This window comes from Psychromonas sp. SA13A (assembly GCF_011378715.1).
Lineage (GTDB): Bacteria > Pseudomonadota > Gammaproteobacteria > Enterobacterales > Psychromonadaceae > Psychromonas.
Genome location: NZ_WTKU01000008.1, coordinates 111,804 through 138,052, shown reverse-complemented (window position 1 = coordinate 138,052; position 26,249 = coordinate 111,804). Strand labels below are relative to the sequence as shown.

At 35.8% G+C, this 26,249-nt stretch carries 19 protein-coding genes; 6 read left to right on the top strand and 13 right to left on the bottom strand.

Features of this window, described 5'->3' with window-relative positions:
* Positions 1–13: 13 nt before the first annotated feature.
* The 4 genes from era to lepA all read right to left on the bottom strand — a co-directional run bounded on the left by era (position 14) and on the right by lepA (position 4,542).
* A complete protein-coding gene (gene era, locus GQR44_RS09750; protein WP_166371636.1) occupies positions 14–916 on the bottom strand; it encodes a GTPase Era in 903 nt (300 codons plus the stop codon).
* A 70-nt stretch (positions 917–986) separates the two neighbouring features.
* Positions 987–1,673: a ribonuclease III gene (rnc, locus tag GQR44_RS09745; RefSeq protein ID WP_166371635.1), complete on the bottom strand. Its 687-nt coding sequence runs from the start codon at positions 1,671–1,673 to the stop codon at positions 987–989.
* A complete protein-coding gene (gene lepB, locus GQR44_RS09740) occupies positions 1,670–2,590 on the bottom strand; it encodes a signal peptidase I (protein WP_166371634.1) in 921 nt (306 codons plus the stop codon). Before lepB ends, rnc begins: the two co-directional genes overlap by 4 nt.
* Positions 2,591–2,745: 155 nt before the next feature.
* Positions 2,746–4,542: a translation elongation factor 4 gene (gene lepA / locus GQR44_RS09735; RefSeq protein WP_166371633.1), complete on the bottom strand. Its 1,797-nt coding sequence runs from the start codon at positions 4,540–4,542 to the stop codon at positions 2,746–2,748.
* 750 nt (positions 4,543–5,292) lie between these two features.
* Here lepA and GQR44_RS09730 point away from each other — a divergent pair.
* On the top strand, positions 5,293–5,784 hold the full coding sequence (locus GQR44_RS09730) for an RNA-binding protein (protein ID WP_166371632.1): 492 nt from the start codon (positions 5,293–5,295) through the stop codon (positions 5,782–5,784).
* A 179-nt stretch (positions 5,785–5,963) separates the two neighbouring features.
* Here GQR44_RS09730 and GQR44_RS09725 read toward each other — a convergent pair whose 3' ends face one another.
* Positions 5,964–6,833 (bottom strand): LysR substrate-binding domain-containing protein, encoded by an 870-nt coding sequence (locus tag GQR44_RS09725; protein ID WP_166371631.1) that lies wholly within the window; start codon positions 6,831–6,833, stop codon positions 5,964–5,966.
* Positions 6,834–7,197: 364 nt separating this feature from the next.
* Between GQR44_RS09725 and hisC the strand changes: the two genes are divergently transcribed.
* Together hisC and GQR44_RS09715 are read left to right on the top strand one after the other, a co-directional pair.
* Complete coding sequence (gene hisC, locus GQR44_RS09720) at positions 7,198–8,286, top strand: histidinol-phosphate transaminase (RefSeq protein WP_166371630.1); 1,089 nt, start codon at positions 7,198–7,200, stop codon at positions 8,284–8,286.
* A gap of 23 nt (positions 8,287–8,309) precedes the next feature.
* Entirely contained in the window at positions 8,310–9,086 is a 777-nt protein-coding gene (locus GQR44_RS09715) for a transporter substrate-binding domain-containing protein (protein WP_166371629.1), read from the top strand.
* Between the two features lie 249 nt (positions 9,087–9,335).
* On the opposite strand, the gene GQR44_RS09710 is transcribed toward GQR44_RS09715, so the two are convergent.
* Together GQR44_RS09710 and GQR44_RS09705 are read right to left on the bottom strand one after the other, a co-directional pair.
* Positions 9,336–9,800: a heme-degrading domain-containing protein gene (locus GQR44_RS09710; RefSeq protein ID WP_166371628.1), complete on the bottom strand. Its 465-nt coding sequence runs from the start codon at positions 9,798–9,800 to the stop codon at positions 9,336–9,338.
* A complete protein-coding gene (locus GQR44_RS09705; RefSeq protein ID WP_166371627.1) occupies positions 9,797–10,849 on the bottom strand; it encodes an oxidoreductase in 1,053 nt (350 codons plus the stop codon). Before GQR44_RS09705 ends, GQR44_RS09710 begins: the two co-directional genes overlap by 4 nt.
* Before the next feature lie 683 nt (positions 10,850–11,532).
* Here GQR44_RS09705 and GQR44_RS09700 point away from each other — a divergent pair.
* Entirely contained in the window at positions 11,533–12,582 is a 1,050-nt protein-coding gene (locus GQR44_RS09700; protein WP_299665194.1) for an HD domain-containing phosphohydrolase, read from the top strand.
* A gap of 71 nt (positions 12,583–12,653) precedes the next feature.
* Positions 12,654–15,200, top strand: a complete 2,547-nt coding sequence (locus GQR44_RS09695; protein WP_166371626.1) for an ATP-binding protein — start codon at positions 12,654–12,656, stop codon at positions 15,198–15,200.
* A gap of 100 nt (positions 15,201–15,300) precedes the next feature.
* Here GQR44_RS09695 and GQR44_RS09690 read toward each other — a convergent pair whose 3' ends face one another.
* Entirely contained in the window at positions 15,301–16,185 is an 885-nt protein-coding gene (locus tag GQR44_RS09690; RefSeq protein WP_166371625.1) for a crotonase/enoyl-CoA hydratase family protein, read from the bottom strand.
* A 580-nt stretch (positions 16,186–16,765) separates the two neighbouring features.
* On the opposite strand from GQR44_RS09690, the gene GQR44_RS09685 reads away from it, so the two are divergent.
* Positions 16,766–18,121, top strand: coding sequence for a hypothetical protein (locus GQR44_RS09685; protein ID WP_240923612.1), 1,356 nt, complete (start codon positions 16,766–16,768; stop codon positions 18,119–18,121).
* 312 nt (positions 18,122–18,433) lie between these two features.
* Here the strand turns inward: GQR44_RS09685 and GQR44_RS09680 are convergent, their stop codons facing one another.
* The 5 genes from GQR44_RS09680 to GQR44_RS09660 all read right to left on the bottom strand — a co-directional run bounded on the left by GQR44_RS09680 (position 18,434) and on the right by GQR44_RS09660 (position 26,243).
* A complete protein-coding gene (locus tag GQR44_RS09680; RefSeq protein ID WP_240923611.1) occupies positions 18,434–19,276 on the bottom strand; it encodes a DUF2971 domain-containing protein in 843 nt (280 codons plus the stop codon).
* 793 nt (positions 19,277–20,069) lie between these two features.
* Positions 20,070–20,579, bottom strand: coding sequence for a hypothetical protein (locus GQR44_RS09675; RefSeq protein ID WP_166371624.1), 510 nt, complete (start codon positions 20,577–20,579; stop codon positions 20,070–20,072).
* Positions 20,580–21,425: 846 nt separating this feature from the next.
* Positions 21,426–23,495, bottom strand: a complete 2,070-nt coding sequence (locus GQR44_RS09670; RefSeq protein WP_166371623.1) for a S9 family peptidase — start codon at positions 23,493–23,495, stop codon at positions 21,426–21,428.
* A 354-nt stretch (positions 23,496–23,849) separates the two neighbouring features.
* Positions 23,850–24,446, bottom strand: coding sequence for an HD domain-containing protein (locus GQR44_RS09665; RefSeq protein ID WP_166371622.1), 597 nt, complete (start codon positions 24,444–24,446; stop codon positions 23,850–23,852).
* 273 nt (positions 24,447–24,719) lie between these two features.
* Positions 24,720–26,243 carry a DHA2 family efflux MFS transporter permease subunit gene (locus GQR44_RS09660; RefSeq protein ID WP_166371621.1) on the bottom strand — a complete coding sequence of 508 codons (1,524 nt, stop codon included), beginning with the start codon at positions 26,241–26,243 and terminating at the stop codon, positions 24,720–24,722.
* Positions 26,244–26,249: the final 6 nt, after the last annotated feature.

The following is a 26,249-nucleotide window of genomic DNA, read 5'->3' as shown; positions in this document are numbered from 1 at the left end:
TTACGCCGCTGTATTAACCGTTGTAATCGTCACCGTAACCAAGCGAACGTAGCGCTCTGTCATCATCTGCCCAACCCGATTTAACTTTAACCCAGATTTCTAAGAATACTTTTGAGTCAAATAATTCTTCCATGTCTAGTCGCGCTTGTTTTCCAATCGCTTTTAGTTTTTCGCCTTTATTACCAATCACCATACGTTTTTGGCCATCACGCTCAACTAAAATAAGTGCATTAATATGTAAAAGTCCATTGGCTTTTTGTTTAAATTGTTCTATTTCTACGGTCACAGAATAAGGTAATTCATCACCTAAGAAGCGCATTAATTTTTCACGTACAATTTCTGACGCCATGAATCGAGATGAACGGTCAGTAATATAATCTTCTGGAAAATAAAACTCAGACTCCGGTAACACGGCTTTTGCCCATTCACGAATTTTTTCAACGTTATCACCGGATTTAGCGGACATAGGTAATATATGAGCAAAGTCATAAAGTTTACCGATTTTCTGTAAATGTGGCAGCAATAACTCTTTGTCTTCTACATTATCAATTTTATTAACCGCTAAAATAACCGGACATTTTAAGTACTGGAATTTTTTTAATACCATCTCGTCATCGGCAGTCCAATGTGTACCTTCAACCACAAACACTATCATTTCAACATCATTGATAGAACTTGATGCGGCACGGTTCATTAAACGGTTAATGGCGCGCTTTTCTTCAATATGTAATCCAGGAGTATCAACAAAAACAGTTTGGTAATCACCATCTGTATCGATACCTAGAATACGGTGACGCGTCGTTTGTGCTTTACGCGAAGTGATACTTACTTTTTGTCCAAGTAATGCATTAATAAGCGTTGATTTCCCTACATTAGGGCGCCCGACGATTGCGACTAAGCCACATTTTTGTGTCATTATTTAGCTCCTAAATAGATGAAAGTTAAAGTTAAAAGTACAGGTAAATAAATAGTATTGAGTAGTAACATTATTGCTCACCTAATAATGCAGTTAACATGTTTTTCGCCGCGACTTGTTCAGCTTTACGACGACTAGTGCCTTTACCTTGCACTTGCTTCATGCCTTCAATTTGACAACTCATGGTAAATTGTTGGTTGTGCGCTTCACCTTTTACATCTAATACTTCATAAAGTGGCAATGCTTGTTTACGCGATTGTAAGTGCTCTTGTAGGCGAGTTTTAGGGTCTTTCTGGCTAATTCCTGGTTGAATTGTCTTAAGGCGACTTTCAAACCAACTCAATACCAGCTTGTTTGCAGTATCGATATTAGAATCTAAAAAAACCGCACCGATAATTGCTTCCACACCGTCAGCAATAATTGAGTCACGACGGAATCCACCACTTTTTAGTTCACCAGGACCTAAAATTAAGCAGTCACTTAATACAAATTCACGCCCAACTTCTGACAACATTTTTCCACAAACTAAGGTGGCACGCATACGGCTTAAGTCGCCTTCGTCCACTTTAGGAAAACGTTTATATAAATCAGTCGAGATAGCAAAACTTAAAATTGAATCACCTAAAAATTCTAATCGTTCATTATGTAAACCCAATGCACTTCGATGTGTTAGTGCTTGTTTTAATAATGAGAAATCTGAAAATTCATATCCAATACGCTTCTCTAAACGTTTTAATTCTTGTTCTTTGATCTTCATTTTATGCTACCTATACGTTCAAAACGTACATTACTTGGTACCCAACTCGGTAAGAAACTATCAGCACCACGGTCAAACTCAAAGCTGATCCATTTAGCAACGGCTTTACCGACTAAATTACGCTCAGGTACAAATCCCCAAAAGCGGCTATCACGGCTGTTGTCACGGTTATCACCCATCACAAAATAATTACCTTCCGGTACCACCCACTCATAAGCATAAGTTGTGACATCTTTTTGTTGGAAATAAGCTTGCACAGGCTCACCACGTAATGGATTGATTAATAACTGATGTTTCACGTCACCTAATACTTCTGAATAAACTTTGACAGTATTTGCTTCATGTTTGAAGTTTTGTTCCCCTAGGAATTCCATGTCTAACTTTTTATAATCACCGCACTTGGCTTCTTCACAGGCAGCAATGATGTACAACTGTTTATCTTTATAAACAATACGATCACCAGGTAACCCCACCACGCGTTTAATAAAATCAACGCGTTGATCTTCAGGGTATTTAAATACAGCAACATCACCACGTTCTGGATGCCCCGTCGGTATAAGTGTGTTTTGCCAAACAGGTTCTTTAATGCCGTATGAGAATTTCTCAACGAGAATAAAATCCCCCACCAACAGCGTTGGCATCATCGACCCGGATGGAATTTGAAACGGTTCATAAATAAATGAACGTAAAATAAATACCGTTGCAATCACTGGAAATAAGCTACGAGCATTCTCAATAATTGGATTTTCCGGGTACATTTTAGCTAAGGTTTTATCGTCTAATTCTATTTCAGATTGCGCTTGAAAATCGGCATAAGCCTGTTTACGCTTTTTCGCCCACTTTATTTTATCAAACAGCCAGGCCGCGCCGGTTAAGAGCGTTAAAACCACTAATATCAATGCAAATGAATTTGCCATTTTTTTTCCTATCAATTTTATAAATCATATTAATTAATATTTTTAACTAATATGACTCGTTTAAAATACAAAATGCGCGGGTTAATAAACCAGCGCATTAGCTTTTATTAATTGCTATCGCCCTTTTGCTTAACAAGGGGGTTAGCAATTGAAGACTACTTATCTTTACCTATGTGTAATACGGCTAAGAAAGCCTCTTGAGGCACATCAACATTACCCACAGACTTCATGCGTTTTTTACCCTCTTTCTGTTTCTTCAGCAGTTTTTTCTTACGGCTAATATCACCACCGTAACATTTTGCTAATACATTTTTGGTCAACTGTTTAACCGTTGAACGAGCAATAATTTTACTGCCAATCGCTGCTTGTATTGCAATATTAAACATTTGACGAGGAATGAGCTCTTTCATTTTTTCAACTAACTCACGCCCGTATGTTTCTGAGTTATCACGGTGTGTAATTAATGCTAAGGCATCAACACGATCGCCATTGATCATAACGTCTACACGTACCATGTCAGCTAACTGATAACGTATAAAATTATACTCTAATGAGGCATAACCACGGCTGGTTGATTTTAAACGGTCGAAGAAGTCCATTACAACTTCACCCATTGGGATTTCATAAGTTAATGCAACTTGATTACCGTGATACGCCATCTTAGTTTGTACACCACGTTTGTTGATACATAACGTGATGACATTACCTAGGTAAGCTTGCGGTACTAAAATATTACATTCAGCAATTGGTTCACGAATCTCATTAATGTCATTGGTAGCAGGCAATTTAGCTGGGCTATCAACGTATTCTATTTCACCATTATTTTTTTCTACTTCGAAAATAACCGTTGGTGCGGTCGTGATCAAATCAATATCGTATTCACGCTCTAAGCGTTCTTGAATGATCTCCATATGTAATAAACCAAGGAAACCACAACGGAAACCAAAACCTAGTGCAGACGAGTTTTCTGGCTCATATAATAATGAAGCATCATTAATACTCAATTTACTCAAAGCATCACGGAAGTTTTCATAATCATCAGAGCTTACAGGGAATAAACCCGCGTAAACTTGTGGCTGAACACGTTTAAAACCAGGTAATGCTTTTGGTGATGGATTATCGGCAAGTGTTAACGTATCACCTACTGGTGCACCTAAAATATCTTTAATACCAGAGATCACATAACCTACTTCGCCTGCTTTCAAAATACCTGTTTCTTTCTGTTTCGGCGTGAAGTAACCCACTTTAGTCACTAAATGAACTTGACCCGTGGTCATTACTTTCATTCTATCGCCAACTTTAATTTGGCCGTGCTTGATACGTACCAATGACACAACACCTTGGTAGTTATCAAACCATGAATCAATAATTAATGCTTGAAGTGGACCATTAAGATCGCCAACAGGTGGCGGGATCATGCGTACTATTTCTTCTAATACTAAATCAATACCTAGACCCGTTTTAGCTGAACAACGAACCGCATCTGTTGCATCGATACCAACAATGTCTTCAATTTCTTCAGCAACACGATCAGGTTCAGCAGCCGGCAAATCGATTTTATTTAAAATCGGTACCACTTCTAAGTTCATTTCTAATGCGGTGTAACAGTTTGCTAATGTTTGTGCTTCTACGCCTTGTCCAGCATCAACTACCAATAACGCGCCTTCACAAGCCGCTAAAGAACGTGATACTTCGTAAGAGAAATCTACGTGTCCAGGGGTATCGATGAAGTTAAGTTGGTAAGTTTCACCATCTTTAGCTTTATAATCCAGAGTTACACTTTGCGCTTTAATGGTAATACCACGTTCGCGCTCAATATCCATAGAATCGGTTACTTGTGCCGCCATTTCACGTTCGGTTAAACCACCACAAGTACTGATTAAACGGTCTGACAATGTGGATTTACCATGGTCGATATGGGCAATGATTGAAAAGTTACGAATATTTTTCATGAATACTTTAAATACCTTGTTAGTGACGACATTGTGCATTGCGATACAAGTTCTTCAAAATTGAGAACCACTTTATCGCAGCTTATACCAATCGTAATTATTAAGAGATCTATTCTACTTGTTAAAATAGCTTGTTTTTAATTGCCAGTTTCGTAAAGGGAACAACCATTTACAGCAATTTTTACATCAAACTAAGTATTCTTAACGTAAAATTAAAATCGAATATTTGATACCATTGGCATTACTTAACACTGCATTTTTGCAGTTATTAAGCGGCTTTAATGCTTATTTTTAATATCTGTTGATAGCACGCCTAATTTGCGCAGCTTAATTGCGGTGCATTCTAGCTAATTTCTGTTTTAATCTCCATCTTTAAACACTTCCGTCTTTATCATTTGAAGTCAATATTTTACATCCTATAATTTTACCTGTTCGAAAGTTTAACTTTTACAATGCAAATAAAACTTAGTATAAAAAAACAGCAGCCAACGGTCATATTTCATGCATAAGCAGCGAGGCTTGCTTCACATTTTTAACTTTTCATCAACAAGATCAAAGTGGATTTGCCAATCTATTAACGCTAAATCGTTTTTTTGACATACAATAGCTTAGCTTTTAATGGATTGACAATGGCAAGGATACAGCCACCATTCTCTAAAGCACTATGTGATGAATTCAAACAATGTCTTTGAATAAACACTTACGTTTCTAGTTATTTTTCTTTTATTATTTTTTTGAGGTTATTAAATTATGAAATCAAACACTCCAGTGTTGCTTTCTGTTGCAGTTGCCGTTATTGGCGCAGCTGTGATCACTTTACTTCCAATCACACTAGGTGGTGCAGTTTTATTTGCTGCGGGTGCTGTCATTAGTGGGTTCTTAATTCAATTTGCAAATTCAAGCACAAGTACTGCATCAAAAAGTACAAGCTCAGCAGCGGCTTCAGCAACCAGCGATGCAGAAAGCGACTTTGCAACTACCACGCTTTATGTTGGTAATTTACCTTACCGTGCAAATGAAATGGCAATCCGTACGCTGTTTTCAGAACACGGTAAAGTTATTTCAGTGCGTCTCATGAAGGACAAACATACTGGTAAACGCCGTGGTTTTGGTTTTGTTGAAATGCCTGAAAGTGATGCAGCCAATGCAATTCAAGCATTAAATGAACAAGAGTTCCAAGAACGTTCATTGAAAGTACGTGAAGCAAATGAGCGTACACCACGTGAAGAATCTAACGATTAACTTAGCGCTTTATTCGTTTCAGAGTAAGTAGCTTTAAAAATAAGCAGCTTATTAATCGAACGAGCTTGTTGAGTAGATAGATAACATAAAATCCGAGAACAGCTTCTGCTCTCGGATTTTTTTATGCATTACATTTTTATTCCATTATTTTTAATAAAATAAGGCTAAAAATAAGACTATCAGCTATCTAACCAATTGATTAAATTTTGTAATGTGAGGTTATTAGTGACCTTTGGGAAAACAAAATAATAGCCCTTTCCAGATTTAACCTGCAATGAATGAGGCTGACAAAGTCTTCCAGCTTCAAGCTCAGAAGCAGCTAGCGTGACATCCCCGATACTAATCCCAAACCCCTGAATAGCTGCGCCAACTGCCAAATCTAACGTTGCAAAATTTTGATGATGTTTGGCGGTTAATGATGCACAACCGGCTTCATTCAACCATAAACTCCAATCACTTTGCTGTGGTGTTGCATGCAACCATGGTAATTGCCCCATCTCTTCGATACTCAGCTGTGTTTGTGCCTCAGTTAATAAAGAGGGAGAACACACCGGTGTTAAATATTCTTCAAACAGTAGCTGACTACTTAAGTTTTTATCTTTAATAACCGTGCAATAGCAAATAGCAGCATCAAAGGACTCAAAGGCAAAATTGATATCATGTTTAATGGATGAAGTTAGCTCTACGGCAATATCTGGGAATGCTTGCTGAAATGCCATTATTTGGGGTAATAGCCATGTGGTAATGCAACTAGGCACTTTTAATCTAATGATAGGTTTAATATCAGATACTTTTTCGACCGCACTTTTCATCTGATTAATCACTTGCTTAACTAACGGCAAAAAATCTTTGCCTTTATCAGTTAAACTCAAGCCACGAGCGTGACGATGAAATAGAGGAATATTTAATTTTTTCTCAAGTGAAATAATCTGACGACTGACTGCACCCTGCGTTAAATTTAAAATTTGTGCCGCGACAGTAAACTTTAAATGTTCGGCAGTAACAATAAATGCCTGCATCTCCTTTGTAGATGGTAAACGGTTATCCATCATTACCTCATTTTTATAACGTGAAAGATTAGTCAGTTATTGTTTTCATTCAATGCTAGTGTTGCTATTCAAATAATAAGCTTTAAGGTTTTAAACCTAATCAATTAATTCAACACTTGAAATATGCACAGCACTAAAACGTTAATTTATGCGAATAGAACACTTACCTCGTCACCAATGAGTAGATACAATCATCAAGCTATGTTCTTTTCGCATACCTACTATACCAATTTTTCGTTTCTTCTTTCAATGAAGATTTGTTTAAATCGCTTACAATTCAAAAACTGAATATTTACGCACTTTTAAAGTATAAATATTCAATTTTTATTTTTGGCTGTATTTAACTTCAATCGGAAATACGTTAATGAAATCATTAGCATCAACATTAGTACCAAGCGCAGTAGAAAAGCTCGTTCCTTACCAGTCTGCACGCCGTTTAGGCGGTAGCGGACATTTATGGCTAAATGCGAATGAACTTGAAACGTGCGCTCAATATGGTGACCTCTCTAAAGGCAGTAATAACCATTACAATCGTTATCCTGATTTTTTACCACAGGATACTGCGCAAGCTTACCTCGCTTATTGCGAGCAAGGTGTTGGTAAACTAAATAGTGAAATAGTGACCGTACGAGGTGCCGATGAAGCAATAGATTTGTTGATTCGTACTTTTTGTACACCTGGGAATGACCAAATAATTATTTGCCCTCCCACCTATGGAATGTATGAGTTTTGCGCTGATTCGTTTGCAGTAACAACCAATAAAGTTCCGTTGCTAGATAATTTTCAATTAAATGTTGAAGAAATCAAAACACAGTTGCCCACCAGCAGCTTATTATTCTTATGTTCACCTAACAACCCTACCGGTAATAGCATTAACCAAGCTGATATTGTTGAATTATTAGAAGCCAGTAAAACATCTACCTTAGTGGTTATCGATGAAGCTTACATTGAATTTTCAGCACATCAGAGTGCGTTACATTTAATGAATAAATACCCACATTTAATTGTAATACGCACCCTATCAAAAGCGTTTGGGTTAGCTGCTATTCGTTGTGGATTTTTGTTAGCAGATAGCAGTGTAATGGCTTATGTGAATCGCCTTATTCCACCTTACCCTATCGCTGACCCTACTGCTGAAATTGCATTAAAAGCATTATCAGACTCTGGCTTACAAGCCATGTCCAAACAAACTGCTGAATTGGTTGAGGTTCGTGATTGGTTTAAATCTGAGTTACAACAATTAAATATTGTTGAGACGATTTATAGTAGCCAAACTAATTTTATTTTAATTAAGTTTAATCAAGGCCTTAACGTATTTGATTATCTTGTTAAACAAGGAATTATTGCACGTAACCAAGCTCATGAAGCAGCACTTAGTGACTGCGTACGAATCACTATTGGCTCCAAACAAAGTATGCTCGAAACACTCAATACACTTAAACATTTTCAATAACATTACGCTAGAAGGATCTAAACATGAAAGCATTACATATTGCAGCGATTGTATTATCGTCAATTTTTATAACCCCATTACAAGCCCAAGAAACTAAGCCTATACGCCTATCTTCTGACTTTACTTACCCACCTTTCAATTATAAAGATAATACCGGTAAACCTGTTGGTTTTGATATTGAGATCGCAGATGCTTTGTGTAAACAAGCAGAGTTAAAGTGTGAGTGGGTAACACAAAGTTGGGACGGACTCATTCCGGGTTTATTATCAAGAAAATCGGATGTCATTATGGCATCTATGCGTATTACTGAAGATCGTAAAAAACGTGTTTTATTTAGTAAAAAATATTATCAAACACCAGCCAGTTTTGTGACTGCTAAAGATGCAAACTTCAGTATCGATAAAGCAGGCTTAACAGGTAAAGTTATTGGCGTTCAAGTAGGTACCATACATGATAATTATGTGACAGATATGTACGGTGATGTTGCCACTATCAAACGCTATAGCGGACAAGACCAAGTATATCTTGATTTAGCCAATGGCCGTTTAGATACCGCCTTTGCAAACTCAGATCAATTAGTGTTAGCTTTTTTAGAAAAAGAACGTGGTGCTAACTTTGCGTTAAAAGGCAAGTTAGTAACCGATAAAGCTTATGTAGGGGAAGGCACTGCACTGGCTTTTCGTAAAAACAATAAAGCATTAGCAGAGAAGTTTAATGCTGCTATTGCAGAAATCCGTAAAAATGGTACCTATGATAAAATAGCAGCAAGTTATTTTAGCTTTGATATCTACGGTCAATAAATTTAACGGTACTCATTTAACGAAGCTAACATGTATATAGCTAAGATAAGCTTTCTTAAATAAGAATGAGCAACGTAGACATAACAAAAAAGCCATTGCTGATAACATAAGCAATGGCTTTTTAATATTTCACAGTAAATGAATCGCTGATTCAACATTGAAGTGAATAACACATATTTTTGGACAGGGTTACAGCATTTTTATTGCAGCCTCAAAAGCTAAATAGTCCCTCTTTAATCATCACCAGCACTAATCCACTAACTCATCCAAGGCATCCAATACCAGTTGATGATCTTGCTCCTGCGGTAACCCAGAAACCGTCACTACTCCTACTACACCTGAATTTTTAATAATAATTGGAAAAGCCCCGCCATGAGCACAATACAGATCAGCGTCAATATGATCTTGCTGTTCGAACACTCTATGCTTAGCGGTATTATATTGACCGATATAATAAGAACTATGTCCAAAACGCAACACGGTTTGACGTTTACGTTTTATCCAATGTAGATTATCTGGCTGAGTTCCTGGCATTGCGTAGCTAAATAGGCATTGGTTAAAAGCATAAACTTCGATCGTAACTTGCGCCTCTCTGGTTTCGGCTAATTGTTTCAATTTACAACCTAACGCCCAAGCTGTTTGATTGTTAAAAGACGCAAACTGTAGCTGCGATTCTTGTGCTAATAAATCATTTAATGAATAGTTTGAGCTCATAATTTAACTGCCATAGTTTTACCTAAACGTTCACTTTCCATGGCTAATTCAATCAAACGAATATTCCATAACGCATCTTCCGCAGATACAGGTACTTGGCCTGCATCATTAATAGCATTAGCAATACCATGATAAAAGTGTTGGTAACCACCGCGTTCAGTTTTAACCGCCTCTAACGCCTCTTCCGTATATAAAGTACCGTATTGCTCAACACTTTCATTGTTCCAATATTCACCGTCAGGTCGTACACCTGCTTTCAATAGATCTTCCTGCGGATCTAAGCCTAATTTTATGTAAGTACCTTGATCCCCCTGAATATTAAAACGTAAATTGGGTCCAGCAGAGAACAAAGAAGCACTCAAAGAAGCTAATTTATCGGGATAATGGAGTGTTAAATTAAAATAATCGATATTAGAAGAACCTTCACGCGTGATCTTACAATGTGCAGTAATCGCATCAGGTAGTCCAAATAGCTGTAAAGCTTGATCAATTAGGTGCGGTCCTAAATCAAATAAAATACCACCACCATCTTGAGAATTTTCTCGCCAGCGTTGACGAACGACAGGCCTGAAACGATCGAAGTGAGATTCAAAATGCTTAATGTGCCCCAGTGTTTTTTCTTCAATAAGCTTCTTAACCGTTAAAAAATCACCGTCCCAACGACGATTATGATAAACGCTAAGTAACAAACCTTTCTCTTTAGCAAGGCTTATCAAAGCATTTCCATCAGTGATTTTTGTCACAAATGGTTTTTCTAAAATAACATGCTTATTATTTTCTAACGCTAATTTAGCTAATGAAAAATGCACATCATTTGGTGCAGTAATAATTACTAATTGTGCATCGCTATTACCAATCATCTCTTCGGCAGTTAGGTAATGTTGTACTTTGGGCCAATCTTGCTCAACAGCACCAGCTTGACGACTACTGATCGCGGTAACATCAAATTCAGATAAAGTGTCAATAAAAGGAAGGTGGAAGGTTGTAGCTGAAAAGCCATAACCAACAATAGCCGTTTTAATGACGTCATTATTGAAGCTTTGAGTCATGGTAGTTTCCTTAATTTATTAAAAAGAAAATAATCACATAATAGATAGCAAATGATTATGTATTAATAGTACGAGGTTATTACATACGATGCTTTAATAAAAATCGGTTAATCAAATAAATTACATTACTATTTACTAAATTAAGATCGACTAAATTAAGATCGACTAAATTAAGATTTACTGCATCAATATTTATTACATGTTTTGACTACTACACTATTAACTGTTTCATTATCAAAGGCTTTACCATAAAAGAATTTGCACCTTTGTAATATACCGATAATTTTACTGATAAACACACGTAATTAAAGTTCAGGTTTAGGTTGTGTTCTAAATTGCAGTAATTTACGCTACTCATAACTGAGTATTTTTTTGCATTATTTAAAATCAACAAAAACAATAATATTAGTGATAAATAATTCAATAAGTGTCCCAATAGGATTTAATTGATCATTTTTTAATAAACAACCTAAAAGATACGTTATTATCTATACTCTGTCATAAAACCATCTTCACAAGCTTCTCATTTACAGCGGCTTGATAGATGCTAATACACATAATAATAATAATCATATGTATTAAAATTAGATGCTAGGTAATAGGAAAATGACTAAAGGGTAAATGAAGTTACACCTGTCCTATTTCATAAACTAATTCTTTAAAATTTAAGTGGAAGTACTATTGTGAATAACCAAAGACAAGTGGTGGTCGTTGATGATCAGTCAACGGGAAGGATGATCCTAGAAAAAATTATTCTACAGATTGCTGATGACATTACAGTGATTGATTTTGCTGATCCTAGAAAAGCACTAAACTGGTTAGAAAACAACCAAGCAGACCTGATTGTCACCGATTATAGAATGCCCGGTTTAAATGGAATAGAGTTCATTGAAGCAGTGCGTAACACAGCAACAGGTGAACATATTCCGATCATGATGATCACTGTTGTTAGTGAGAAAAAAGTGCGTCATGAAGCCCTAGAAGCAGGTGCAACCGCATTTTTAAATAGACCTATCGACCAAATCGAATGCCGTACAAGTTGCAGAAACTTATTAAAACTACATAAGCAACATGTGATCATTCAAAATAGAGCCGATTGGTTAGCAGAGCAAGTACATTTAGCCACAGAACAAATTCTTCAACGAGAACAAGAAACGATCTTAAGACTTGCGAAAGCAGGTGAATATCGCGATGAAGAAACCGGTAATCATGTTATTAGAATGGCAAAATATGCCAAAGAAATAGCTAAAGAAATCGGCTTAAATGAGAATGAATGTAATGATCTTGAACATGCTGCGCAAATGCATGATATTGGAAAAATTGGTATTCCTGACCGTGTCTTATTAAAAGAAGGAAAGTTTATTCCAGAAGAGTGGGAAATCATGCAAACTCATACCACGATTGGATATGAAATTCTTTCGGGTAGTCAATCAAAATATATGCAAATGGGCGCCATTATAGCCCTTAATCACCATGAGCGCTTTAATGGTGAAGGTTACCCTAATCAATTAACTGGCTCTCAAATCCCACTGATCGCACGTATTGTTTCCGTTGCCGATGTATTTGATGCATTAATGTCTGTTAGACCCTACAAAAAAGCCTGGCCACTTGAAGATGCGATTGATTTTCTTAAAAAACAATCCGGTACACAATTTGACCCAAAGTGTGTTGATGCATTCTTAAAGCGCCTGCCTAATATCACTGCAATACATAGCGAATATCCCGATAGCTAACAGTGGCACAGACTGCTAGTAATAAACTGTAGAAAGCAATTAATAGACCATAAAACGGATTCAATGCTTGAATGAACTTACTATGTAAAAAACTAAATGCAGTCAAAGTCTCGCTCAAAAAAACGGCTGATCCTGAATCAGAGCAAGCCTTCGTTCGTGTTATTATTGCCCTATTATTAATTCTAATTTTCTGTATTCCATGGGGTGCAGAGGAACAGTTTAGCGATTTATTAAACTCTACAATTAAGATAGTGATACTCGTCGCATCTAGTGTTGCTATCGCTCTCTTTACCGCTATTTGTATCAACCCTAAAGTCAGCCCAACGAGAAGAGTGATAGGTATATTTTTAGACCTTATCTCTCTGTCTGTATTAATGGCCACTGCGGCGCAAGAAACAGTGTATTTATTTGTTTTCTATCTGTGGGTTATTTTAGGTAATGGTTTTAGGTTCGGCGTTAATTATCTCTATATTTCTATGGTAATAGGCATTATTGGATTTATATCTGCGATTTATTGGGGTGGTTATTGGCAGACTGAAATGACGATAGCAATAAGCCTATTAATCGTGATCACTCTGATCCCGTTATATTCAATATTTTTAATTAAAAAACTATATGCTGCAATCGATATGGCAGAAAAAGCAAATCAAGCTAAAACTCGCTTTTTGGCTAATATGTCACACGAACTAAGAACTCCTTTAAATGGTGTATTAGGGCTTGGAGATCTCCTCATTGAAACTAAACTCGATCAAGAACAATATAACTTAGTTAGCACCATGCAAAGCTCTGCAAAAACGCTACTAGGATTAATTGAAAAAGTGCTAGATATTTCTAAAATTGAAGCAGGGAAAATAACAATCAATAAAGGATCAGTTGATTTACATACTTTAATTAATTCAGTTATTGATACACAAAAACTGATTGCAAAAGCCAAAGGCTTAACTGTTATATTAAACATTGATTCTGATGTTCCCTTACAAATAGAAGCAGATCAGCAATATATCCGTCAAGTTTTAGTAAACCTAATAGGGAACGCGATAAAGTTTACTGATCAAGGCACAATTAAAGTGCATATTTACCTTGTTTCCGAGCAGGAAAGCGCCACTGTTATTCGCTTTGATATTAAAGATACTGGTATAGGTATTGATAAAAAATCACTGCTCAGCGTATTTGACGATTTTACTCAAGTTGGAAAAGCTGCGATACGTCATATCAATGGTACAGGGCTAGGAACCACTATTTCAAAAGAGTTGGTTGAATTAATGGGAGGAAAAATAGGGGTTGAAAGTGAATTAGATCAAGGTTCAACTTTTTGGTTTGAACTTCCTTTTACGATCCTTCCTAATGTTTCTCTAACTGTAAATGACAGTGATTTATTAATTATGGCAACCGATACAACTAAGAAATCGGTACAGTCTTTTTTAAGAACATGGGATTTATCTGCAGATTTTGCTAAATCTCCAGTACAGACATTAAGAATGCAAAAAAATGCTCTCGGCCAAGCACGAGGTTATAAGATACTGCTCGTAGATAGATTTAGTCTACAGGGCATGAGTCCAATACAGTTTAGCAACCTTTTAGCATCGGAAAAATTATTAGATGGGCTATCGTTAGTACTGCTTAATCCAGAACCTGTACATCTACACAACGAAAAAATAAGACAAGACTTCATCTCGGTGATTGCTGAGATCAATGATAAACGCTCATTATTTAACGCCCTACATACAGCACAGCGCATTGATAGCAGTAACAAAAAAGTTGTTTCTTTAAGTGATTTTTATGACAGCCAGAATGGAGCGAAGGCATTAAACATACTCGTTGCTGAAGACAATAAAGTTAACCAACAGGTTTTATCTGGTATTTTAAAACGAGCAGGTCATTCTATTGTTATCGCTAATGATGGCGAACAAGCACTAGACAAGTTAAGCACCGATTTAGAACACTTTGACTTATTAATTGTCGATAAAAATATGCCTAAGTGCTCTGGTGATGAAGTTGTACAGGCATTACGCTTTATGGATACCAGTAATAAGCTGCCGATCATCATGTTAACTGCCGATGCAACACCTGAAGCTAGAGCACTAGGTATTAGTTTAGGTGTCGATGAATTTTTAACTAAACCTATTGATTCTCATGATTTATTGAAAAAAATAGCGGTAATTTCTAATACCTCCAGTTCAACGATTAGCAATTCAACTATCAGCAATACAGCCCCTACTCCAACAAGCATAGCAAACCTTAAAAAGCAGCATGCAGATAATGAATGGTATAATAGTGCCGTCCTTGAGGAACTATTTCAATTAGATAATGATGTTGAGTTTATGACGTGCTTAATTACAGGTTTTACAGAAGATGGTAATAAGCATATTAAATACTTACAACAAGCCATTATTGGTGACTATTTGCAATTCCGTGAATCACTACATGCTTTAAAAGGTGCAGCATCGGAACTTGGGGCAGACAGACTAGTAGAAATATGTAGGAAAGGAGAAGAGTGTAAACCTTATGATATTGGCACTCCAAAGCTCACTGTATTAGTAGGTGATATTGAATACAATTTTACTAAAACTGTAGAAGCTTTGAATAATGCCTTAGTAAAATCTTCTACAGGAAAATAAGATAAAAAGTATAGTGCTTTAGCTACGATTTTATATCTATTTTAAAATGGAATTGAGACCACAATAAAAACTATATAACTTAGATTATGAAATATTTTGATTATGAGATATTTTTTGCTGATTGACGCATCACTAATCTTTCCATCATTCGAAGATCTTTAGCTGTTAACTTTAACGCTGAATCGACCCAAATATTAGTAACATCTATTAACTCTTTATAAGGAATGGGAGCACAAATATCACGTACTTTACGAATAGCTTGGTAACTGTTTGCTTTTCGATTTGCTGCATTAATATAACGATAGACCTCTTTTTCTCCTTCTCCTTTCTCAGCCAATACGTCAACGATCCCTAGCTCAAACAACTCCTCAGCTAAATACAACTTACCACTTAAAATAATTTCTTCGGCTTTTGCTGCACTTACTTTTCGACTGAGTAATGAATAAGCCCCCATTCCTGGAAATAGATTAAACAAGACTTCTGGCAAACCAAGCTTGGTACCACGTTCAGCAATTAAAACATTACTTGATAAAGCACCTTCAAACCCTCCTCCTAATGCATCACCTTGAACTAAAGCAATGGTAGTCAGCTCTGAATCCAGATGGGTGATGTTATGGTATAAAACATCAATACACTTTGTTGCATAGGCTAGTAATCCTGCACGATCTTGTTTTTTTATCAATTCAAGAAAAACGGCTAAATCGCCACCTAAATTAAAAATACCATCAACATCAGAAGCAAGGATCAGATAATCATATTTTTGCTGTTCACTATTGACCATCTCTGTTTTAATATTTTTCGCATAATCATTTAACTCATCTAATAATAATGTACTAAAACATGGGCGAGGCTGCGCGTGCATAAAGTACCAACCTGCTTTATATTTTTCATCATAATGTGTTTTAAGCTGTAAGTATTCTTTATCCAACTGATCTTGTTGAGCGATAATATTTACTTTATTTTCTCTTGCTAGGTTATCAATCATTATTATTTCCTTTAGTTTTTAATGTGCTAAATCTAAGATCTAAAAGCACCTATTTAGCATCTGGCGACATTGACAGATACCTCTAAAGTGTAGCAAGAATGAAAATTATCGTTAGTTTACTTAAAGACCAATGAGATCAAAAACACCAATAAAATCAATAACTTTATTTTTCGATTATTCCCTATTAAATATCAGGTAAAAACAAGAGAGCTAAAACTAAAAATATAAATTCAAGTAAATGTCTTGAAACCTTAAAGAGAAATTAACACACTGCTCTAAGAGAAAGATTCGTTATTTTTATAATTACTTTTCAATCTCTTATGATTTTTATGCTAGTTATTATCAAACCAGAACAAGAAATTGAATTCATATCATTCGCTTGTCATATCAACACTATTAGTGACAAATAAATGAAATCAGCTAATACCTTATTTGCTATCTATTTTTATATAAAATCAGGAATAAAGTTACTCGCTAAATAGCTTAAATTGAACTTCTTATCAGCAACCGTAATAATCATTCTAATAGTGCTTCTCATTTTTATTATTTTTAAATCAATTAATTAGTGTATATTTATTACATGAATGCAGTTAATGCATGGGTTTTATATCGTTTTGGTGGTTTTATGTCAGTGCTCTCTACAAACAGCGTTTTTACTTCTCTTCAACAATCAGGGCCTTTCACTGTTTCTGAACACTCACTAAATATCGGACGCTTTTCTCAGCAAACGCGTCAATGGTTAAAAAATTTACAAAAGAATCCTAACAACGTCACAAAATATCGCGCTTTACGTAGCCAAATATTTGAATTTTTAGGCGTTGATGATTTTGAGCAAATTCAAACCCTCATTTCAGATAAAGCATTACGAGAAAAGCGCTCTGAGCGAGCATTATGCTTATTAGGTAATATGTTTGGCATCAACGGTAACCTCAATGAAATAAAGAGCCGTGTAGATGAGTACTCTCGTACAGCTGATGCCGTCATTCACTCTATTATTGGTAAAATCCTTTCTCCCTACGCTTCACATATTGAAGCGACTAATGAGATAGAAGTCACTAACAACCCCGTTGAATTGTTATTAATCATGTTCAATGATGGTTACCATAAAAAAGCACGCTTTGAAGCGCGACGTAAACTCATTTTAATGACCCTCGCTGCAAGTATTGATCAACGAGAACGAGAAACAGATATTGAAAGCAAATTCTCCGCTTTTCTAGCCTTTTTAAACGGTTATGTTTGGAGCCCAAATTTAAAAATAGGGGAACTGGATCCCGTCTATCTCTATTCAAAACATCGACCAGAGGACTTTAGCTGTAATGCAGTAACGGTTTTAGATCCAGCACAGGCTAAGTTAATACAACTAGCAAAAGGTGAAAAGTTAACTCTATTAAAACGCCGTAGCTTTACCGTCGGAGTGAAAAAAACTCCTATTTACGTTTCTATTAGAAAAAAACCACCGCAGGCAAAGGTTTTAAAACTATTACGAAAAAACCAAAAAAATCCAGCGGTTGCAGTAGATGATGAACTTGGACTGATGGCCGTACTTGATTCGGTAAGCGATGTAAAAGCTTTTCAACAACACCTCACGCGTAGCGCTTCAAAAGCAAACTCTTTAATGGTTTTAGAGGATATCTCCGACACTTTAAGTGAACATTCTCAATATCAAGGTCGCGCAGTAGGGTCTAGTGATAAAACAGCTATGATGAAGTTTTTTGCTCGTTTAGGCGGTATGCGAGTGGAATTTATTATTCATACGAATAAAACCTGGTTAAATTATAGATATCAACAAGATGTTGCTCATAATGAATACGAAGTAAAACGTATATTTGATACTGGTGTGATTGAACTACTATTCCCAATGGATATTTTTCACCTCAAACATCTTAAAACCCGTGATGAAATGGTGCAGTTTTTTCGTAAGCAAATAGAGTCATAACGGCGTGAGTCTTGTTAACCCAAATGAGAGTTAAATGCCCCGAGCTAAGCCGCTTATGCTTATTCGTTTATACCTTAGTTACTTTTGCTCGATGTTCAAAAAGTAACTCTTTGTACAAAAGTAACTCCTTATGCAAAAAGGAGCTCAGGGCGTAAAGGTACAGTTTAGTGATTTAAATGATCATTTCCTCCAATAAATAAGCTTAATCTTTATCGAGGGTTATGAATCGAATGTTATGAATCGAGCGTTACGACTATTTTTTAATACAAAAAAGTATTTAGGGAATTACTCAGATTTAAATAATAAGTGTATTTATAAGCTTTTAAATTCTAAACGATAGGACTTTTCTGCAATATAGGCTTTACTCAACTTCACGTGTGAAAACTCTGGAGTCTGGTCAATAATTGTTTTTATTTTGTCAGCAAGCTCCTCTGAAGCATTCGCTCCTAAAATAATTTCCTTAATGATTTCTTTAGGGTATTTAAATAAATGTATATCGCTATCCGCACATTCAATTAGCATATCTGAGTCGTGCAAAACTGCACAAAACCGCCACTCTTTTTCATGTGACCAGGTATCAGATTTATGTAATAGTAAATCTACACCGACATTAGACTTAATCACTTTAGTTGGATGTTGCTCAATATACTCAACTTTCCTAAGATGGTAAAAATCGTCCTCCATGGTTCTCTTTTGGTTAAAAAAGTAATTAGAAGTATCGAATTTAACGCAGAACCCTTGATGGGAATCAGCATAATGTGACCACATTAATAAATTATCTGGCTCCTCAGTTAAGCAAAGTACACCTATTACTTCTCCCTGATTTTGTCCGCTAGTTTCACCCGTAACACCATTAGTCTCTGGCGGCGAAGTTGCAAGCACTTGCTGCTCTTCTAATAAATTTTTATTCGCTTTAATAACTTTAAACTCTGAATCTGGACTCGTTGCTTTTATTGGTAGTTTATCTATTTTATTATATGAACCTAAGTTTTCTTCTGTACTGGATAGATCTGGCATAGCATCTTTGATACCACAAGTAGAAGTGACAGGCTTTAATTCAAAAGGATCATTAAAGTCGATAGGTTGCGTTAAACGAATACATCCACTTTCAATGACATCCAATCTAGCGGGCTCAAAATACTTAAATAGGTGCATTCAGGTCTCCATTGTTTAATGATTCAGAGGAAGAAGAATCTTATATTCACATTAATAACTAACTATTTCATTCGCTTGATAAATTCAATTCAACAATACTCGCATAAACTTTTAAATCAATAATTTAAAAGTTTAATTAAAAAAAAATAATCAAACTATAATCACAAATATAAGTTAATTATAGTAAATATACATATAACTAGATCAAGTAATTCGCGAATAAAATATGTTGATATGAAGATAATTTGAAGAGAGTAATAACGAGTTTTTTTATAACCACAAAAACTTCAAGATGCAAAGTTCTTCGATTCAAATCGATAATTAAAAAAAATAGCAACCTTCATAGCAATAATTACAATTTAACAGTCGGCAACTCCATATTAGTTATTAAAAACACATGAATTAGCCTATAGGTCGAAGATCAAAATAGGCATAACTTGATGACCATTCGAGTAAGTACCTGTGTGGATTTTTAACGATGCGTATAAAAATATGTACGTAATAAGCTAAAGTGATTTACAACGTTGGAGCGAGGAGAGAAATTACAGCCTTGGTGGTGAGAAAGTATTTTAATAAAGAAATTTGATAAAGAAATACCAAAGGTCCTGTTGAGGTAATTAATTTTCTAAATATCAGATAATCAGAAAATTTATAAAACTATAACATATAAATTCATACCTAAAATGAACACAAGTAAAACGACTATGCCGACAAACAAATAAGCTCAGGTAGTTTTCACTTAACCTGAGCTTATTACATATTATATTTAATAATTATTTAAAATTAATTAATATTATGATTTTTTGTTACGACGAGACAGACCAAATGCAAGTAATGTTAAACCTAATAACGCAGTACCTGCAGGCGCTGGAATTGAACTCGCTGAAAACGTTTCTTGCTTACCAGCTTGTGCAGTGTACAACCAACTAAACACAGTATCATCAAAGCCAGCAGCTTTAACAATACCAGAACCAGATACCACAACACCGTTACCAACAACTGAATTACTTAATACATTCAAAAGATCAAAAGTAAATCCGCCCACTGACCACAAAGCATTTGTTGCTGCTACAGGGTTTAAATCAGTAAAAGCAACACTTGAACCAAGAGGCACTACACCAAAATCACCTGTTGTTACAGCTACCAATTGACTTGTAAATTCAATCTTCGTAACCACTCCACCAGATGCAGTTGTGTCCGCTACACCAAAAAATTTAATTGCTCCATCGATTGGTACTGCAGAAGCGGTACTAACAACAAACAAGAGTGCGGCAGAAGTAAAAAGTGCAAATAATTTTTTCATTTTTATATTCCTTTATAGTAATTATAAACATGTAGTTATTAGCGGATAAAATGTAGCTATCGGCGAAAACTCAATAACATGTCAATGTGACTTGTATATATAGTAGATTGCAGGTTTCAGGCCAAGTATTTAAGTAATTGTTTTTTAAGTAAATTAATATAAAAGTAAAAATAAGATCATAGAGTTATATTTTTAAATGTAAAAGAAATCGTCAGTAAATATAAATATAAAAACTTAAAGAATAGGCATAAAGAAATGAAGAGTATGAGTAATAATAAATATTTAGAATGTAAAATAAATATCACAAAATATTTTTACTCTTTTATGAGTATTAAAAATACTTTTTTTGAATTCGACTACTCACAAGGAAGTGTAAATAATGTTATTTCATCATTTAAAATTGAATGATTATCGAATATTTGGATAAATTTTTATTTCAATTTAACCAAGTATGACTGTAAATTAATTCGACAAAATTAAAATAACCTTAGGGATAAGTATCGACAAATGCACTCTTTCAATAAAAACTCACCTTTTTGTTATTTTTTAAAGTAATTACGCCTTTATTTTCAGGCTCTTAATTTACTACTTTCCTAATTCACTACTTTCCTAATCCACTACTTTCCTAATCCACTAAAGTGGCGTACAAAAACAGAGGTGTTTTAGTATGAATTTGATGTGAATAGATTAAAGGATGTTAGCTAACATTATGTGTAAAAAATAAGTGATAAAAACGGGCGACATTTTCATCACTTATTAGTTGTTATCTAAGCGCTATCTATTATTCAGCCAAACTATTTTTAATTAAGTAAGCTATCTAAGGGTATCTAAGAGTCAAAATAAAGCTTAACACTTTGCGAGATCAATCAAGAAAGCAAACTCTCGGGCCGTATCTTCAAAATGTTTAAATCTTCCTGATTTACCACCGTGTCCTGCTTCCATATCCGTGTATAACATTAGCTGATTATCATCGGTTTTTAATTCTCGTAACTTGGCAACCCATTTTGCAGGTTCCCAGTATTGAACCTGAGAATCATGTAACCCAGTGGTAACTAGCATATTCGGATAAGCCTTTGCTTTAACTTGATCATAGGGGCTATATTCAAGCATATAATGATAAAATTCAGGATCATTTGGATTCCCCCATTCATCATATTCCCCCGTGGTTAATGGAATGGAATCGTCTAACATCGTTGAAACAACATCAACAAAGGGCACAGCAGCAACCACGCCGCGGTATAGTTCAGGTGCTTGGTTGATAACAGCCCCCATTAATAAACCACCAGCACTTCCTCCCATTGCAAATACGTTATCTTCAGCGCCATATTTTTTTGCGACCAGAGCCTTCGACACATCAACAAAGTCATTAAAGGTATTTTTCTTTTGCAGTAATTTACCTTGTTCATACCAATCACGACCTAACTCTTCACCACCACGTATATGCGCAACTGCATAAACAAAACCACGATCTAGCAAGCTTAGGTTAGCAGAGCTAAAACCAATATCTAAACTATGGCCATAGGAACCGTAAGCATAAACAAGTAATGGATTACTATGATTAAATAGTTCACGCTTATAAACCAATGAAACAGGCACTTCTGCACCATCTCTTGCGGTTACCCAAACACGTTCACTTTGATAATCTTCACTATCGAAATCCCCCATTACTTGGCTTTGTTTTAGCTGCACAATTTTGCCACTATCAAGGTCTAATTCGTAGACGGTAGAGGGTGTTGTAAAAGAGGTATATTGATAACGAAATTTACTCGTCGCAGGTTGTGGATTATGATGGCTGAACACAGTGTAAACGGGATCATGAAAAGTCAGAGCACGGGACTCTCCGGTTTTAAAATTGATTTGTCGTAATACTGGTAAGCCTAGTTCACGCTCCTCAACAATTAACCAGTCCTGCATTAACTCATAACCTTCCAACAAAATAGATTCTCTTGCCGGTACTAGTGTTTGCCAGTGTTCAGGTTGGACCGTTTGCAACTCGTCCAGTTGTGTCGTTATTGTGTGTAAAGCAAAGTTTTTGCCGCTGTAATTACTCAGTATAAAGAATTGGCCATGGAAATGATCAACACTGTATTCATGGTCTCTTTGTCTTGGTAAGAAATATTTAAAATCTTTATATGGTTGGTTTGCATCTATGATCAAACATTCAGAAGTCATAGTACTATCAGCACAAATTACTAAATATTCTTCTGATCGTGTTTTATATAAACCCAAAGAAAAAGTATCGTCAGTTTCTTCATAGATAAGTACATCATTTACAGATGGCTCACCTAATGTATGACGATATACCTGATATGATAATAATGTTTGCGTATGTTGTTTTACATAAAAAACAGTTTTGTTATCGTTCGCCCAAACTACATCTGTCACATCTTCAATACTATCTGCAAATATCTCATTAGTGCGTAGATCTTTAAAATGTAAAGTATATTGACGACGACTAACGGTATCTTCACTGAAGGCCAAAAGCATTGAATTAGGCGATAAAGCAAGTGCACCTAATTGATAGTAAGCAAAACCTTGTGCTCGTTCATTGCAATCAAAAAAGATTTCTTCGGTCGCTTCTAACGTACCTTGACGGCGTGTATAAACGCTATAATCCTTACCTTGATCGTAACGAGAGATATACCAGAAGCCTTTTTTAAAATACGGAACGGATTCTATTTCAGGCTCTTGTCTTGCAACCATCTCATCATACAAAGTTTGCTGTAACGCAGACAAAGGAGCCATTTGTTGTTCTGTGTAGTTATTTTCTTCTTCTAAATAAGCTAATACCGCAGGGTCTTCTCGCTTATCATCACGTAACCAAAAATAATTATCTTTACGTTTGTGGCCGTGCATATCATGTACGTAAGGTTTGATAGGGGCAGTAGGTATAACAACATCTACTTTATTCGTCATATTTTCTCTCTTCATCGCATGCATTAAAATCTAACCTATTACAGCTATATTGATGATAGCCATTGGCTAGCTACAATACATCTAGCCTAGATTGAAAGCTACCAATGAAAATGCCTAATCATTAAAATTTTATACCTATCAACACACCATTACATGAATCAAAAAATACCCTTTCTTGAGTTAAATAGGTTTTCTTAAATGCTTTACTAAATCAACTTTTAAATCGACTTTTAAATCGACTTTTAAATCGAAGTACGGCCTTAATTGACACTATTATGCGGCCTAATTAAGGTTTAAATACACAGATGAGCGCAGTAGATTTAATGAATAAAACATTAAACCTTTTATTACTGATTAATTAGCGGTAAGCAACCAACCTTTATCGACGGCAAGCTCAGTTTGTGAAACAACATATTGCCATAATTTAGGCGCTATAGTTTGTAAGTGATTGTTGCGTGCCAACACCTGTGCTTGACTGATTTTATGTTTAGCCCAACTACCGCCTTGGTTATTCATGTTTTGCACCAGTGGTAATATTCTATCCATGGATTTAGCAAATTGTGCATCGCTAGTGTTAGCTTCTTCAAACTCAAGCCACAGACTTTTATACTCTTCGCTTTGTGAAGTGGGCAATAAACCAAACAAACGTTGTGCCGCTTTTTCTTCTTTTAAAGCTTGTTGTTGATGGTCTTTTTGTTCGGCAAACGCAAATAGATCTCCCGCATCAATTTCAATAATATCGTGGATCAATAGCATCTTAATTACGCGCGTCATATTAATCGGCTTTTCTGCATAACCTTGCAATAACTGTGCAGTAAGAGTGATGTGCCAGCTATGCTCTGCACTGTTTTCATGGCGGTTTTTATCTTCTTTGACCGTGGTTTGACGGTATACCGCTTTTAGTTTGTCTATTTCGATGATAAACGCTAATTGCTGTTCTAATTCAGTCATGATTAATCCCTGTAAAGTAACCTTTTGTAGCTTTATTTTTCATTAAAACCTTCCTATGAAAAAGTATCATTTGAAAAGTAGCATTGAAAAAATAGTATTGAATAAATAATGTTAAATAAATAATGTTAAATAAATAAAATTGAAAAAATAGTATTAATATGGACATTATGAAGACACAATTACATAATTTATTCCTAATCAAAAGCAATAAGTTACAGTGAGCACCTTACATTCAAAACCTCTACCAACCATTCAACTAATACAAGCTTATGTTTAATGTCCAGCCGCCGCTGGGGCTGATTTGATAAAAGGGCCTTTTGCAAACCATATCAGACCAATTAAGACAAAAAATAAACAACCTAGCATATAAAAGTAATCATTCATCGACATCATATATGATTGCTGAGTAACAATGTTATTAACGGATGCGAGATTAGCTTGGGTTGCTCCCCCCATCTTATCTAAATACTCCACTGTACCTAACTGATATTGACTAACATGTTCCGTCAAAGTCGCGTGGTGATAGTCGGCTCGACGATTCCAAAACCATGTGGTTAATGAGGAGGCAAAACTTGCGCCTAACACACGTAAAAAAGTCGTTAAGCCCGACGCATCGGCTATTTGATGGCCTTTTAAATTAGACAAGAAAATAGTGGTCAATGGCATAAACATGAAGGCAATCCCAATCCCCATGAACAATTGCACCTCAGCCACGGAAGCAAAATCTACAAAGGTATTAAAGTTGGCGCGTAAGAAACAAGAAATGCCAATCACAATAAATGAAATGCTAGCGAGTAACCTTAGATCTGATTTATGCGCATATTTTCCAACTAATGGCGCTAATATTAATGGTAGTACGCCCATTGGAGCAGCCGCAAGACCAGCCCATATCGACGTGTATCCCATATACAGTTGTAACCACTGCGGTAATATAATATTGATTGCAAAGAAAGCCGCATAGCTTAAAACTAAAGCGATAGTACCAAAGGTATAATTGCGATCTCTAAATAAATATAAATCTACAATTGGGTTTTTCTCTGTCAGCTCCCAAATAACAAATGAGATTAATGCAATCACAGAAATAATACTCATGATCACGATTTGTGTGGATTCAAACCAATCTTTATTATTGCCTAAGTCTAATACTACTTGTAATAAACCAACCCCTAACACTAACAATGCAATACCAATATAATCAATGGGCATTTTTACAGTTGTTTCTACTCGATCTTTTAACTGCTCCCAGACCACTACACAACAGAAAATACCGATTGGAATATTAATAAAAAAGATCCAAGGCCAAGAATAATTATCGGTGATCCAACCCCCTGTGATCGGCCCTACTATCGGAGCAACGACTGTCACCATCGCTATTAAGGCTAACGCAGCGCCACGCTTTATCGAAGGGAAGATAGCGAGTAATAACGTTTGGCACATGGGAAACATTGGCCCAGCAAAAAAGCCCTGCAACGCTCTGAAGGTAATCAACTCTGGCATGCTAGTGGCGATACCACATAAAAAAGAGGTTAGCGTAAACAGTGAAACAGAAATAATAAATAACTTCAGTTCACCAATACGTCGTGAAAGCCATCCTGTGAGTGGCAATGCAATAGCATTACATACCGCAAAAGAAGTAATGATCCAGGTACTCTGCTCTGAACTCACTCCTAAATTTCCAGCAATCGTTGGCAAAGCAACGTTAGCAATAGTGCTATCAAGCACTTGCATAAAAGTTGCTAAAGCCAATGCAATAGTTGCTAGAACAATACTCGGCGGCGTATAGGTTTGATCATTCATAACCGC